At 55.2% G+C, this 14,981-nt stretch carries 13 protein-coding genes; 6 read left to right on the forward strand and 7 right to left on the reverse strand.

What is annotated here, in order from left to right; translation table 11 throughout:
- Positions 1 to 24: 24 nt before the first annotated feature.
- The 5 genes from pqiC to rlmKL are packed head-to-tail and all read right to left on the reverse strand — an operon-like array spanning position 25 to position 7,520.
- Positions 25 to 588: a membrane integrity-associated transporter subunit PqiC gene (pqiC, locus tag A8O29_RS14765; protein ID WP_125355619.1), complete on the reverse strand. Its 564-nt coding sequence runs from the start codon at positions 586 to 588 to the stop codon at positions 25 to 27.
- Positions 585 to 2,225: an intermembrane transport protein PqiB gene (gene pqiB / locus A8O29_RS14770; protein WP_125355621.1), complete on the reverse strand. Its 1,641-nt coding sequence runs from the start codon at positions 2,223 to 2,225 to the stop codon at positions 585 to 587. Before pqiB ends, pqiC begins: the two co-directional genes overlap by 4 nt.
- A 4-nt stretch (positions 2,226 to 2,229) precedes the next feature.
- Positions 2,230 to 3,483 carry a membrane integrity-associated transporter subunit PqiA gene (gene pqiA, locus A8O29_RS14775; protein ID WP_125355623.1) on the reverse strand — a complete coding sequence of 418 codons (1,254 nt, stop codon included), beginning with the start codon at positions 3,481 to 3,483 and terminating at the stop codon, positions 2,230 to 2,232.
- A gap of 14 nt (positions 3,484 to 3,497) precedes the next feature.
- Positions 3,498 to 5,402: an ABC transporter ATP-binding protein gene (locus A8O29_RS14780; RefSeq protein ID WP_110509872.1), complete on the reverse strand. Its 1,905-nt coding sequence runs from the start codon at positions 5,400 to 5,402 to the stop codon at positions 3,498 to 3,500.
- Between the two features lie 12 nt (positions 5,403 to 5,414).
- Positions 5,415 to 7,520, reverse strand: coding sequence for a bifunctional 23S rRNA (guanine(2069)-N(7))-methyltransferase RlmK/23S rRNA (guanine(2445)-N(2))-methyltransferase RlmL (gene rlmKL / locus A8O29_RS14785; RefSeq protein ID WP_125355625.1), 2,106 nt, complete (start codon positions 7,518 to 7,520; stop codon positions 5,415 to 5,417).
- Positions 7,521 to 7,613: 93 nt separating this feature from the next.
- Between rlmKL and A8O29_RS14790 the strand changes: the two genes are divergently transcribed.
- Positions 7,614 to 8,723, forward strand: a complete 1,110-nt coding sequence (locus A8O29_RS14790; RefSeq protein WP_125355628.1) for a YcbX family protein — start codon at positions 7,614 to 7,616, stop codon at positions 8,721 to 8,723.
- Here A8O29_RS14790 and zapC read toward each other — a convergent pair.
- Entirely contained in the window at positions 8,720 to 9,262 is a 543-nt protein-coding gene (zapC, locus tag A8O29_RS14795; RefSeq protein ID WP_125355630.1) for a cell division protein ZapC, read from the reverse strand. The two genes, A8O29_RS14790 and zapC, sit on opposite strands and share 4 nt — an antisense overlap.
- Before the next feature lie 166 nt (positions 9,263 to 9,428).
- Positions 9,429 to 10,439, reverse strand: coding sequence for a quinone-dependent dihydroorotate dehydrogenase (gene pyrD, locus A8O29_RS14800; protein WP_125355632.1), 1,011 nt, complete (start codon positions 10,437 to 10,439; stop codon positions 9,429 to 9,431).
- A 235-nt stretch (positions 10,440 to 10,674) separates the two neighbouring features.
- Here pyrD and ssuE point away from each other — a divergent pair, with 235 nt between their 5' ends.
- From ssuE to ssuB, 5 genes are read left to right on the forward strand one after another with little or no spacing between them, the layout of a single operon-like run.
- Positions 10,675 to 11,250 (forward strand): NADPH-dependent FMN reductase, encoded by a 576-nt coding sequence (gene ssuE / locus A8O29_RS14805; RefSeq protein ID WP_125355634.1) that lies wholly within the window; start codon positions 10,675 to 10,677, stop codon positions 11,248 to 11,250.
- Positions 11,243 to 12,232 carry a sulfonate ABC transporter substrate-binding protein gene (locus tag A8O29_RS14810; RefSeq protein WP_125355636.1) on the forward strand — a complete coding sequence of 330 codons (990 nt, stop codon included), beginning with the start codon at positions 11,243 to 11,245 and terminating at the stop codon, positions 12,230 to 12,232. The genes ssuE and A8O29_RS14810 overlap by 8 nt, the downstream gene beginning before the upstream one ends.
- On the forward strand, positions 12,229 to 13,374 hold the full coding sequence (gene ssuD, locus A8O29_RS14815; protein ID WP_125355638.1) for an FMNH2-dependent alkanesulfonate monooxygenase: 1,146 nt from the start codon (positions 12,229 to 12,231) through the stop codon (positions 13,372 to 13,374). Before A8O29_RS14810 ends, ssuD begins: the two co-directional genes overlap by 4 nt.
- A gap of 9 nt (positions 13,375 to 13,383) precedes the next feature.
- Positions 13,384 to 14,175, forward strand: a complete 792-nt coding sequence (ssuC, locus tag A8O29_RS14820) for an aliphatic sulfonate ABC transporter permease SsuC (protein ID WP_125355640.1) — start codon at positions 13,384 to 13,386, stop codon at positions 14,173 to 14,175.
- Positions 14,172 to 14,951 (forward strand): aliphatic sulfonates ABC transporter ATP-binding protein, encoded by a 780-nt coding sequence (gene ssuB, locus A8O29_RS14825; RefSeq protein ID WP_125355642.1) that lies wholly within the window; start codon positions 14,172 to 14,174, stop codon positions 14,949 to 14,951. Before ssuC ends, ssuB begins: the two co-directional genes overlap by 4 nt.
- The last annotated feature ends 30 nt before the right edge of the window (positions 14,952 to 14,981 follow it).

Below are 14,981 nucleotides of genomic sequence, written 5' to 3' on the forward strand. Positions count from 1 at the left end.
GGTTTTAACGGTGATGAATTTTACTTATGGCAAGCGATTCATCGACTGCGCAATGGCGCTCGCTTCCTGACTCCAGGCCTGTGCCAGCGTTTTCACCATTTCGTCATAGCCGTCTTGCTGCTGTTTGACCTCGATGTGGAACGGACGCTTAATAAGCTGCCCCTGATGGTTCAGGAGCCACTCTCCGCTCACAATGACCTTCCCGTCATACCGACCGTGGAAACCGCTCACATTGACGTTGAGGGTGTCCTGGTCGCTGCCCAGCGGTTGTGACGCAACGACCCAACCCGGAAGCTGGTTGCTGAGGTTCGCCACCAGCGTCGTACGTAACTGCTGATCCAGCGGGCTCGCCCACAGGTTATTGTTCGCAATCACATACTGAACATCACTGGTCTGATACACCACGCCGTTTCCGGCGAGGTAATCAGGGATGCTCACCTGCTCAACCCACAGCAGGTGTCTGCCCAGGCTGGCCGTGCTTTGCACGCCAGCCTGAGGAAGTGGCAGTTGATAGTACGTTTTGTTGTCACTGCTGCTGCTGCACGCCGACAGCAGACAAGCTAATGCTACGGGTAGCCATTTTTTCATTCTTTTGCCCTCTTCGGCTGCGGATCCTTTTTATCCTTCGCTTCGAACACCAACGCATTGCTCTTATTGTTGAGTGTTTTCAGCACAGGCTGCAGTTCACGAAGCACCTGATCCAGGCGCTGCATATCGCCGACCATTTTGTTGTACGCCGCAGAACCCGGCTGGAAGCCCTGCATACTGCGGTTCAGCTCACGCAACGTTTTCTGCATGTCGGCTGGCAGATCCTGCATCGACTGGCTACCGGTAATCTTGTTGAGATTATCCAGCGTCGCCTGCACGTGCTTCATGGTTTTCTGGCTTTCCGCCAGCGAGCTTGTGGCCTGTTCAATCAAAGGATTGATTGGCAGATTATTGATTTTATCCAGCGCATCCATCAGGCGTTGCTGGATTTGCGCCAGGCCACCGCTCACGGTCGGGATAATTTCAAAGCCACCAAACTCACGGAACTTGCCGCGCGGTTCAGCCTTCGGATAGAAATCGAGATCGATGTAAAGCGCCCCGGTCACCAGATTACCGGATTTAAGCGAGCCACGAAGGCCACGGTTAATCAGGGTATCCAGATGACTACGAATATCCGGATCGCCGCCCAGTTGGTTAACCAGACGTTCAGGCTCAATACGAATCTGGACAGGAATGCGGTAATCATCACTCAGGCGCTGATGCAGGCCAGGAATGAAGAACGGCACTTTGCCCACGGTACCCAGACGGATGCCACGGAATTCCACCGGGGCGCCAGGCTGGAGGCCACGAACAGAATCTTTAAAGAACATCACGTAGTCGACATGCTGGGTATACATTGCATCCTGAATGGAGCGCTGATCGTCGAACAGATGATATTCCGTTTTGTTCGCCACCGGCTCGCCCAGCGACTGTCCATCCGGCACGTCAAAGCTCACGCCGCCACCGAACAACGTCGATAATGACCCCATTTCTACGCGCATCCCGGCGGAGGTCAGATCCACCGCAATACCGCTGTCTTTCCAGAAACGGGCGTTGGTGGTGACCAGACGGTCATTCGGTGCGCTAATAAACAGTTGGTATGTGATGCTGCGCTTATCAGCATTGAAACTACTGGTTTCAACCGATCCTACGCGATAACCACGGAACAGCACCGGATCGCCCGGAGAGAGTTGGCCTGCTTTGTTACTTTCCAGCAGCACGCGAATACCTTTTGCATCCGGTGGCGCAAGCGGAGGGGAATCGAGCAGCTGGAATTTCTCAGGCTCAGCGCCTTTAGTTCCTGGCTGAAGCTCAATGTACGCACCCGATAACAACGTACCGAGCCCGCTGATGCCCTCGCGTCCAACCTGGGGTTTCACCACCCAGAAGGCCGAATCGCCATGGAGCAGCTTTTCCATTCCGGTGTTCAGACGCGCCTTGATTTCAACGTGCGTCAGATCGTCCGTCAGGGTTGTGCTTTCCACCACGCCGACATCCACACTGCGGCTCTTGATGCGGGTTTTTCCGCCTTCAATCCCTTCAGCGTTGGTGGTCATCAGGGTAACTTCTGGCCCCTGATGGCTGTAATGATAAAAGAGGATCCATGCGCCGATGAGCGCGGTAACGATGGGAAAGATCCATACTGGCGACCAGTTCTTCACCTTCTGCACTTTCGCCTCTCCACTCTTGTTTTCCATGTTATTACTTTTCCTCATGGCTTGATTCTGGCTCACGATCCCACAACAAACGAGGATCGAAGGTCATGGCGGAGAACATGGTCATGACAACCACCAACGCGAACATTACTGCTCCTATCGCCGGATAGATATTCATTAAGCCTCCCATGCGCACCAGCGCGGATAGCACTGCTATCACAAAAACATCAATCATTGACCAACGGCCAACAAATTCAACCACCTCATACACAAGGTGCATCCGCTCGCTGTCGCGGCTTCCATTGCCATTGGCGTTCCAGCACAGCCAGGCAATGGCGATCATTTTCAGCGTCGGAACCATAATACTGGCGATAAAAATCACCATCGCGACCGGGTACGATCCTTCACTCCACAGCAACACCACCCCGGCAATAATGGTCGAGGGCAGTTTCTCGCCGAGCAAATCCGTAATCATGATCGGCATAATGTTGGCAGGCAGATAGAGGATAATCGAGGTCATCAGCAGCGCTAGCGTCCATTGCAAACTGTGCCTGCGACGGACAAAACCTTTGGTTTCGCAGCGCGTGCACACCGCCTGATCGGCTGGAAGAATGGCGGTACAGCACGAGCAGGAGCGCAGGCCCTGACGGATCCCCGGCACGCCCACTTTCAGCGGTTGTTCGAGTTTAGGCATTGGCTTGATGTCGTCCCACAGCCAGCGACGGTCAACACACTGGAATGTGCGCAGCTGAAGCAGACAGAACATACACCACGGAACAAAGCTGGTCCCCACGCCGATATCGCCGTAAGCCATTAGCTTCACGAAACTGACCAGCACCCCGGCGAGAAAAATCTCGGCCATGCCCCAGCTTTTTAAGTGGAACAGAATACGGGCCAGGAACACCTGAATTTTTTGCGGCAACGGCACCCGGTTGACCAGCACCAGAATGGTGACCAGGCAAAACGCCGGAACCAGTTGCACAAATAACAGGAAGAAGGTGCCCAGGCTGGCGTAGTCTTCAGAGAACAGCACATGTGGGATTTCCAGCAGCTCGACTTCACTGCTGATCCCACCGACGCTCATATTGATGAAGGGAAATAAGTTAGCCAGCAACAGCATGAACAACGCCACCAGCGCATAGGCGGTGGGCCGCTGTCGCGGCTCGTCCCATTCAGTGGTAAGCGTTGTGTGACAACGAGGACACAACGCTTTGTGACGGTGTTCGAGATGCGGTAACGCCACCAGCAAATCGCATTGTGGGCACAGGATATGCCCTGCAGCATGGTGATCATCGCACATGAACGTTCCTCACATTAACCACCGTTTTTTAACGCTTCGAGATATTCCCAGCGTTCAAATGCCTCTTCCAGCGCCTTCTCGGCCAATTCCATATCCGCCAGCACCTGCTGGGTATGGTCATGCGACTGATTAAAGAAGTCAGGACTCGCGACCTGTGCCTGCAAACCTTCGAGGTTTGCCTCAAGTTCTTCAAGGCGTTGAGGAAGCTGCTCTAATTCGCGCTGCAGGTTATAGCTTAGTTTGCCAGGCGCTCGTTTGACAGTTCCTGCTTTCGCTTGTTCTTTAGCATTTTTAATCTCAACAGGCTGCTTACGCGATTGAGACTGCGCCTGCTGCCCGCGTGCATCGTGGTAACCGCCCACGTACGCACCGATTTTACCGTTGCCTTCGAAGATCCAGCAGTCGGTGACGGTGTTATCGACGAACTGACGATCGTGGCTCACTAGCATAACCGTACCCTGATAACCGTCGATCAGTTCTTCGAGCAGCTCCAGCGTTTCAACGTCAAGGTCGTTGGTCGGTTCATCGAGGATCAGCAGGTTGCTTGGCTTGAGGAACAGACGCGCCAACAGCAGGCGGTTACGCTCCCCGCCCGACAGCGCACGCACTGGCGTCATGGCGCGTTTCGGGTGGAACAGGAAGTCCTGCAGATAACCGAGCACATGGCGCGGCTTACCGTTGACCATCACTTCCTGCTTACCTTCGGCCAGGTTGTCCATCACCGTTCTGTCCGGATCGAGCTCGGCGCGGTGCTGATCGAAATAGGCCACTTCCAGCTTGGTACCACAGTGAACGCGACCGCTGTCAGCCTGCAACTGCCCCAGCATCAGCTTAAGCAGCGTGGTTTTACCGCAGCCGTTCGGGCCGATCAGTGCAATTTTATCGCCGCGCTGAACCTGAACGGAGAAGTCTTTCACCAGCACTTTGCCATCGACCTGGTAATCAACGTTTTCCAGTTCAAACACAATTTTGCCTGAGCGGCTTGCTTCTTCGACCTGCATGCGGGCGCTGCCCAGCACTTCGCGACGCTCACTGCGCTCACGACGCATGTCTTTCAGAGCGCGGACACGGCCTTCGTTACGCGTACGACGCGCTTTGATGCCCTGACGGATCCACACTTCTTCCTGCGCCAGCTTGCGGTCGAACTCGGCGTTTTGCAGCTCTTCCACGCGCAGCATCTCTTCTTTTTCCAGCAGATACTGATCGTAGTTACCCGGATAGGTCACCAGCTTGCCGCGATCGAGATCGACAATGCGGGTTGCCATGTTGCGGATAAAGGAACGGTCGTGCGAGATGAAGATAATGGTGCCTTTGAACGTTTTCAGGAACCCTTCCAGCCAGTCGATCGTTTCGATGTCCAGGTGGTTCGTCGGTTCGTCGAGCAGCAATACACGCGGACCACTGACCAGCGCGCGGCCCAGTGCCGCTTTACGCAGCCAGCCGCCAGACAGCGAGCCCAGCGCCATATCGGCTTCGAGACCCAACTGTTCCAGCACTTCGTTGATGCGGCTTTCGATCTGCCACAGACCGTGGTGATCCAGCAACTCCTGGAGCTTCGCCATCTCGTTAAGATTTCTGTCGCTCGGGTCGGTCATCACCAGATGGGAGATCTCATGATAGCGCTTGAGATATTCCGCCTGCTCTGAGATACCTTCGGCGATGAAATCGTAAACGCTGCCTTCCACATTGCGCGGCGGGTCCTGTTGCAGACGTGCCACCACCAGATCCTGTTCATAGATGATACGACCGTCATCCAGGCCCTGTTCGCGGTTGAGGATTTTCATCAGCGTCGATTTACCGGCGCCATTACGCCCAACCAGACAGACGCGTTCGTTATCCTCGATATGCAGTTCGGTATTATCAAGGAGAGGCGCATCGCTGAACGACAGCCAGGCGCCATGCATACTAATTAAAGACATTTATTCTTTCCTTCAGGCTGCGGTAATCAGCCAGCAGTTATGGATCTGACGGTTACGGGCGAAGTCGGCTGAAAGCGTTTTTTGAGTAATTTCTTCTGCTTTCAGGCCCAGTTCTGCCATGCCGTCGGTGTCGAGTTTGAAGCCGCGTTTGTTGTTGGAGAACATGATCGTACCGCCTTTACGCAGCAGTCGTTTCAGATCAGCCATCAGCTTCAGATGATCGCGCTGGACGTCGAACGTGTCTTCCATGCGCTTAGAGTTTGAGAAGGTCGGCGGATCGATGAAGATCAGGTCGAACTGTTCATCAGCGTCACGCAGCCAGCCCAGCACATCAGCCTGCAGCAGGCGGTGCGGACGTCCAGTCAGGCCGTTGAGGCGCAGGTTACGTTCCGCCCATTCCAGATAGGTGCGCGACATATCCACCGTGGTGGTGCTGCGCGCGCCGCCCAGACCGGCGTGTACGCTGGCGGTACCGGTATAAGCGAACAGGTTAAGGAAGTCTTTACCTTTGCTCATCTGGCCCAGCATGCGACGGGCGATACGGTGGTCGAGGAACAGACCGGTGTCGAGATAATCGGTCAGGTTAACCCACAGGCGTGCATTGTACTCGCTCACCTGCATGAATTCGCCCTTCTCGCTCATCTTCTCATACTGATTTTTACCCTTCTGACGCTCACGGGTTTTCAGTACCAGTTTATTTGGCGCAATGCCCAGCACCGAGATGGTGGCGGCAATAACGTCGAACAAACGCTGACGCGCTTTGGTTGGATCCACAGTTTTCGGCGGCGCATATTCCTGCACGACAACCCAGTCGCCGTAACGGTCGACCGCCACGTTGTATTCCGGCAGGTCAGCATCGTAAACGCGGTAGCATTCAATGCCTTCCTGACGCGCCCATTTGTCGAGCTTTTTGACGTTCTTACGCAGACGGTTGGCGTAATCATCAGCCAGCATAACCGTCGTGGTTCCGTCGGTTTCGGCCAGGTGATAGTTTTTCTGTACGCAGTCCAGCGGACCGTTTTTGGCTTTGAACTGGCGCTCAGCACGCAGCTGCAGACAGCTCAGCAGTTCAGGTGACGCACTAAACAGTGACAAGTTCCAGCCGCCGAACTGGGATTTCATGGTGCGCCCCAGCAAGTTATGCAGCGCAATCAGCGCTGGTTCGCTGTCCAGACGTTCGCCGTATGGCGGGTTGCTGATAACGGTACCGTATGGCCCTTTCGGCAGCGGATTGCTCAGCTTCGCCACGTCTTTCACTTCAAAGTTAATGATGTCGGCCACACCCGCCCGACGGGCGTTGCTGCGCGCGCGGTCAATCACGCGACCGTCAATGTCAGAGCCATAGAAACGAGATTCATAAGCCTCGAGACCGGCGCGGGCTCGGGTCTGGGCTTCGGCTTTCACTTCCTGCCAGATGACTTCATCGTGTTGTGACCAGCCGTTAAAGCCCCAGTACCCACGGTGTAGGCCCGGTGCGCGGTCTGTCGCCAGCATTGCGGCTTCGATCAGCAGCGTACCGGAACCACACATTGGGTCGAGCATCGGCGTACCCGGCTGCCAGCCAGAACGCATCACGATAGCCGCGGCCAGGGTTTCTTTGATAGGCGCCATACCGGTCGCGTCACGATAGCCACGCAGATGCAGGCCTTCACCGCTCAGGTCGAGGGAGATATGCGCGACTTCTTTATTCAGCCAGACGTTAACTCGCACGTCAGGATTTTCTTTATCAACGTTCGGACGCGGCAGATTTTTGCGGGTAAAAGCATCGACGATGGCGTCTTTGACTTTCAGCGCGCCGTACTGGCTGTTGCGAATTTCGTCATTCACACCGCTGAAGTGCACGGCAAAGGTCGAGTCCTGATTGAACATCTCTGTCCAGTTGATGGCCTGAACGCCGAGGTACAAGTCTAGATCGCTGTAAACGTTGCACTCACCGAGCGGCATCATGATACGTGACGCCAGACGGCTCCACATCAGGCTCTGGTACAGCAGTCGCGTGTCACCTTCAAAATGGACACCACCCTGAACCACCGCACAGGCGCTTGCGCCCAGGTTTTCCAGTTCAGTTTTTAACAGCTCTTCCAGCCCACGGGCCGTACTGGCAAACAGAGAATTCATATCGTCACTTATTACTCACAGAAAATTGTTGCGCATTATAGCGAATCTGGGCTTCATATAGGGCGACTTTTTTCAAACGTGAGGGATAACGAAATGGCGACGCTATCACGGCTCTATATTCACCCTGTAAAATCAATGCGGGGAATCGGTGTCACGCATGCGCTGGCCGACATCAGCGGCATGGCATTTGACCGTATTTTTATGGTTACCGAGCCGGACGGTACATTCATTACTGCTCGCCAGTATCCGCAGATGGTGCGCTTCACCCCAGTGCCTACCCATGACGGATTACATCTCACCGCGCCGGATGGCAGCTCGGCGATTGTGCGTTTCGCCGATTTCACCGCAGAAGCTTCGCCAACCGAAGTCTGGGGTAATCATTTTACGGCGCGGATTGCCCCCGCAGAGATCAACCTATGGCTGTCGGGCTTTTTCAAACGTGACGTCCAGCTGCGTTGGGTCGGACAAGCGCCTTCACGTCGCGTAAAACGTTTTGACGCGGTACCGCTCTCTTTTGCCGACGGTTTTCCGTATCTGCTTGCCAGCGAAGCCTCACTGCGCGACCTGCAAAACCGCTGCTCCGCCAGCGTGCAGATGGAGCAGTTTCGCCCTAACCTGGTCGTCACCGGCACGCAGCCGTGGGAAGAAGATACCTGGAAAGTGGTGCGCATCGGCGACGTGGTCTTTGATGTCGTGAAGCCTTGCAGCCGCTGTATTTTCACCACTGTTAGCCCGTCCAAAGGCCAGAAGCATCCTTCCGGTGAACCGTTAGCCACGCTGCAAACCTTCCGCACGGCGCATGACAACGGCGATGTCGATTTCGGTCAAAACTTGATTGCTCGCAACAGCGGCGTGGTTCGCGTAGGCGATGAAGTGGAAATCCTCTCAACCGGGCCAGGCAAAGTTTACGGGGCGGGTGAAACGGAAGAAAGGCTGGAGGTGAATGTTGCGCAGGATGCCGTGGTCGATATTGACTGGCAGGGTGACGTCTTCAAAGGGAACAATCAGCAGGTTTTACTGGAACAGCTGGAACACCAGGGGATCCGCGTGCCCTACTCTTGCCGGGCCGGAATATGCGGGAGTTGCCGCATCACGCTGGTAGAAGGGGAAGTCAGCCCGATGAAGAAAAGTGCAGTCTCAGAAGATGGCACCATTCTTTGCTGCAGCTGCGTTCCAAAAACCGCGCTGCGCCTTTCGCGTTAAACCGCCTGACCGTAGCTCAGCGCAGCCGACAGTGGCTGTGGCTGCAGGCGGTCATTCATCACTTTAATCGCATCACCTAGCTGCATGGTACGACCGGCTAACATCAGCCCCGGCTGTGCCAGCAGGCAAAGCGCGGCGTTATCACCCGGTTCAACCACCAGCAGATTCACCCGCTCACCGCTATCACTCAGCCAGACCGCAGCGGCATCGCCGGTCACTGGCTGCCAGTTCTCACCGTGCGCTACAAAGTGCCAGCTTTTTGGCATCTGCGGTTTCAGGAAACGGATGGCGACCAGCGCATTAAGAATAAGCTCTGCGCGATGTTCTTTGGTTAATTCCAGTTCACGGCATTTGTCTTCGAACGAGAAATAGAGCGCGGCATCATCAACACAAAAGCCTGTAGGATCAAAGGCATCCGGCGTCAGCATCCGACGGGCGAAACGTGAACGAAACAACATGCCATTGGCTAAATCGAGCATCATACGATCGTGCTCTTCATCAAAATACCAACGCCAGTTATCGTCAGGTTTAATTCGCATTTCTGTTCCCCGCCCTCATAAGCATCCTTTGCTTCAAAGAATAATCCCGTTTCGTTAATTTGCCTGAATTAAGAAAAGACTATAACGTTTAAATTAGCAACATTTGTGGAATATAAAACAACCAGGGCAGGAAATAAAGCCCTGGTTGTAAATTGCACAATGAAGATCAGAGGTGGGTAACGATTTCTTTAATCAGAGGTGGGCCTTTAAAAATAAACCCGGAATAGATCTGAACAAGCGATGCACCCGCCGCCATCTTCTCGCGCGCGGCCATCACCGAATCGATACCGCCTACGCCGATAATAGGTAACTGCCCTTTTAATTCGGTAGACAGCATTCGGATAATTTCCGTACTTTTTAGCTGTAATGGACGACCGCTTAAACCGCCAGTTTCATCACAGTATTTCATTCCCTGAACGAGGGAACGATCGAGTGTGGTATTGGTCGCAATAACACCATCGATATTATGGCGAACTAAACTGTCGGCCACCTGGATCAATTCTTCAGGCGAAAGATCCGGGGCGATCTTAACCGCTACTGGAACATATTTGTGGTGAACAGATTGCAGTTCAGTTTGTTTATTTTTAATCGCTGACAGCAAATCGTCCAGCGCTTCACCATATTGCAGCGTACGCAGACCCGGGGTATTCGGTGACGAAATATTGACCGCAATATAACCGGCGTAGGCGTAGACTTTTTCCATACAAATCAGATAGTCATCTTTGCCCTGCTCGACTGGCGTGTCTTTATTTTTGCCGATATTAATACCGAGGATCCCGTCGAAATGGGATTTTTTAACGTTCTCAACCAGGTTATCAACGCCCAGGTTATTAAAGCCCATGCGGTTGATGAGACCTTCGGCATCGACCAGACGGAAGATCCTCGGTTTGTCGTTCCCTGGTTGCGGGCGCGGTGTGACGGTACCGACTTCAATCGAGCCGAAGCCCATCGCGCCGAATGCATCAATGCACTCCCCGTTCTTATCAAGTCCGGCGGCTAAACCCAGCGGGTTTTTAAACGTCAGCCCCATGCAGGTGACCGGTTTTGACGGCACTTTCTGGCGCACAAGCGCTTCGAATGGCGTGCCAGTTACACGGCGTAATTGTTGAAACGTGACTTCATGAGCGCGCTCAGGATCGAGCTGGAAAAGGGCTTTACGAACGAAGGGGTAGTACATGAACTCTCCTGGATTCCCGGTAGCAAACCGGGGGCGTATTATGTTCGATCCGCCGGCGAAAGGGAATTGACCTGTCGCAAAAAATGCCGCAATAAGCGCAAACGTTTACTTAATTGCAGTTTTTGGCAATCCAGTGCCAGAAAAATCATTTAGCGAACGCCCCTGCCTCTGACACACTCCAGATAAATGTTATCAATGTTAGATAAAAGCAAACATTTAGTTATAAGGAGAGGTTATGCGTGTCATTACGTTAGCGGGCAGCCCGCGTTTTCCTTCACGTTCCAGCGCGCTGCTGGAATATGCCAGAGAGACCCTCTCCCGGGTGGACGTCAAGGTCTGTCACTGGCATTTGCAGAATTTCGAACCGGAAGATTTGCTCTATGCGCGTTTTGACAGCCCTGCTCTGCTGGCGCTTATCGAACAACTGGCGCAGGCAGACGGCCTGATTGTCGCCACGCCGGTCTATAAAGCCTCTTTTTCGGGCGCATTAAAAACCCTGCTCGACCTGTTACCGGAACGCGCGCTGGAAGGCAAAGTAGTGCTGCCGCTGGCCACCGGCGGCACCGTGGCGCACATGCTGGCGGTGGATTACGCCCTGAAACCTGTACTCAACGCCCTGAAAGCACAGGAAATCCTGCACGGTGTTTTCGCCGATGACAGCCAGGTTCAGGATTATCAGCACAAACCGCAGTTCAGCCCAAACCTACAAAAACGCCTTGATAGCGCGCTGGAAACCTTCTGGCAGGCGCTGCACCGCCGCGACATCCGCGTTCCGGCCTTCCATCTTCCGCAAGGAGTCGCCCATGTTTAATCTGTTTCGTCCCCGCATTCGCAGCCTGGCGCTGACCGGGTTGCTGACCCTTTCGGCCTGGAGCCACGCGGCAGAACCTGCGCCTGACGCGCTGCGCATCGGTTACCAGAAAGGCAGCATTAGTATGGTGCTAGCGAAAAGCCACCAGCTTCTGGAAAAACGCTACCCGACCACCAAATTCTCGTGGGTAGAATTTCCCGCAGGCCCGCAAATGCTCGAAGCATTGAACGTTGGCAGCATTGATTTGGGCAGTACCGGCGATATCCCGCCTATATTCGCGCAGGCCGCAGGGGCCGATTTAGTTTACGTCGGCGTCGAACCGCCGAAACCGAAAGCGGAAGTGATTCTGGTGCCGGAAAACAGCCCAATCAAAACCGTGGCTGATTTGAAAGGCCATAAAGTGGCGTTACAGAAAGGCTCCAGTTCACACAACCTCTTACTGCGCGCATTACAGCATGCTGGCCTGAAATTTACCGATATTCAACCCATCTGGCTGACGCCCGCCGACGCCCGTGCGGCATTCCAGCAGGGTGACGTTGACGCCTGGACCATCTGGGACCCGTACTATTCCGCCGCGTTATTGCATGGCGGCGTGCGAGTCCTGGCCGACGGCAGCGAGCTGAAGCAAACCGGCTCCTTCTATTTAGCCTCGCGCCCTTACGCTGAGAAAAACGGTGCCTTTATAGAAGGCGTCCTTGACACCTTTAGTCAGGCCGATGCCCTGACGATTAGCCAGCGTCAGCAAAGCACTGAGCTGCTGGCGAAAACGATGGGCCTGCCGGAAGCGGTGATTACCAGCTACCTCAGCCATCGCCCACCGACCGCCATCGGTCCTGTCAGCGAAGAAACAGCCCGTCGCCAGCAGGACACCGCCGATCTGTTTTATGAAAATCACCTGGTGCCGAAAAAAGTCGACATCAATAGCCGCATTTGGCAGCCCACTTCTCAGCCTTCAGCAGCCCAACAAGGAGCTAAATCATGAGCCTGAATATGTTCTGGTTTTTACCGACGCATGGCGACGGTCACTATCTTGGCAGTGACGATAACGCCCGTCCGGTCGATCACGGTTATCTCCAGCAGATTGCCCAGACCGCAGACCGCCTCGGCTTCACCGGCGTGCTGATCCCAACCGGTCGCTCCTGCGAAGATGCCTGGCTGGTTGCGGCGTCGATGATCCCGGTAACGCAACGGCTCAAATTCCTGGTTGCTCTTCGCCCAAGCGTGATTTCCCCTACCGTCGCCGCCCGCCAGGCCGCGACGCTGGACAGATTATCCAACGGCCGCGCACTGTTTAACCTGGTGACCGGCAGCGATCCGCAGGAATTAGCCGCCGACGGTGTCTTCCTCGATCACACTGAACGCTATGAAGCCTCCGCGGAATTTACGCATATCTGGCGGCGCCTGCTGGAAGGCGAAACCGTCGATTTTGACGGTAAATATCAAAAAGTGCGTGGCGCTAAACTGATGTTTCCACCGGTTCAGCAGCCGCGTCCTCCGCTCTATTTTGGCGGCTCGTCGGACGTGGCACAGGATCTGGCAGCCGAACAAGTTGACCTCTATCTGACCTGGGGCGAACCGCCTGCGCAGGTAAAAGAAAAGATAGCCCAGGTCCGCGCGAAGGCCGCTAAACACGGGCGTAAAGTCAGGTTTGGTATTCGTCTGCACGTGATTGTGCGCGAAACCAATGCCGAAGCCTGGGAGGCTGCCAACCGACTGATTTCCCGCCTCGATGACGACACCATCGCCAAAGCGCAGGCGGCATTCGCCCGCACCGATTCCGTTGGCCAGCAGCGGATGGCGGCCCTGCACGGGGGGCAGCGAGACAAACTCGAAATCAGCCCTAACCTGTGGGCAGGCGTTGGTTTGGTTCGCGGCGGCGCGGGTACGGCGCTGGTGGGCGATGGCCCAACCGTGGCCGCGCGCATTAATGAATATGCGGCCCTGGGTATCGACAGCTTTGTGCTTTCCGGATATCCGCATCTGGAAGAGGCTTACAAAGTGGGTGAACTACTGTTCCCGCACCTGGACGTCGCCATCCCGGAAATCCCTCAGCCGCCTGCATTGCAGGTGCAGGGCGAAGCCGTCGCCAATGAGTTTTTACCGCGCAAAGTCGCGCAGAGTTAAGGAGTCTTTATGGCAACGCCTGCAAATAAGTGGTTGCTCCGCGTTGCCCCCTGGCTGCTGCCGGTGGGCATCGTCATCCTGTGGCAAATTGCCTCGGTGACAGGCTGGCTTTCGAGCCGCATTCTGCCGTCGCCTGAAGGCGTCGTCGAAGCGTTCTGGTCACTTTCAGCCAGTGGCGAACTGTGGCAGCACCTGGCGATCAGCTCGTGGCGGGCCCTGGTAGGTTTCTCTATTGGCGGCTCAATTGGCCTGATTCTCGGGCTTATCAGCGGGCTGTCGCGTTGGGGAGAACGTCTGCTCGATACCTCGATTCAAATGCTGCGCAATGTGCCGCATCTGGCGCTGATCCCGCTGGTGATTCTGTGGTTTGGCATTGATGAAAGCGCCAAGATTTTCCTCGTTGCCCTCGGCACGCTGTTCCCGATTTATATCAATACCTGGCATGGGATCCGCAATATTGACCAGGGACTGGTGGAGATGGCGCGCAGCTATGGTTTATCCGGCCCGGCGCTGTTTTGGCATGTGATCCTGCCCGGCGCCCTGCCCTCGATTATGGTCGGTGTACGCTTTGCGTTGGGCCTGATGTGGCTGACGCTGATTGTTGCGGAGACGATTTCTGCCAACGCCGGGATTGGCTATCTGGCGATGAACGCCCGCGAATTTCTGCAAACCGACGTCGTGGTGGTTGCCATTATTCTTTATGCCCTGCTGGGTAAACTGGCGGATGTTAGCGCGCAATTGCTGGAGCGCGTCTGGCTGCGCTGGAATCCGGCTTACCAATTGAAGGAGGCTTCCGTATGAATACGGCTCGTCTGAATCCAGGCATCCCGCTGTTGCTGAACAATATTGGTAAACGCTACGGCAGCAATACGGTGCTCAATGAACTCGATCTTCACATTCCAGCCGGGCAGTTTGTGGCGGTAGTTGGGCGCAGCGGCGGCGGGAAAAGTACGCTCCTGCGCTTACTCGCCGGGCTAGAAAAACCCAATGCGGGCGAGCTGCTGGCGGGCAACGGTCCGCTGGCTGCAAGTCAGCAAGAAACGCGCATGATGTTTCAGGATGCGCGGCTGCTGCCCTGGAAAACGGTTATCGATAACGTCGGTTTGGGCCTGAAAGGAAAATGGCGTGATGCGGCGCTGGAAGCACTCGCGGCCGTTGGCCTGGAAAACCGTGCCGGAGAATGGCCTGCGGCGCTTTCTGGCGGTCAAAAGCAGCGAGTGGCCCTGGCGCGAGCGCTGATTCATCGCCCAGGCTTATTGCTGCTGGATGAGCCACTCGGGGCGCTGGATGCGCTGACGCGTCTTGAAATGCAGGATTTGATCGAGTCGTTGTGGCTGTCCCAGGGGTTCACCGTGTTGCTGGTGACGCACGATGTCAGCGAAGCGGTGGCGATGGCCGACCGGGTGCTGTTGATTGAAGACGGGAAGATTGGGCTGGATTTGACGATTGATCTCCCGCGCCCGCGCCGGAAAGGGTCCGTGCGTTTGGCGGAACTGGAAGCGGAAGTGTTGAACCGGGTGTTGAAACGTGGGGGATCGGAGCAACAAATTAAAAGGTGGGCATCGGCGAATGCCTGATGCCCACCCCGTGAGAACAAAACAATGTAG

The organism is Scandinavium goeteborgense (assembly GCF_003935895.2).
GTDB lineage: Bacteria > Pseudomonadota > Gammaproteobacteria > Enterobacterales > Enterobacteriaceae > Scandinavium > Scandinavium goeteborgense.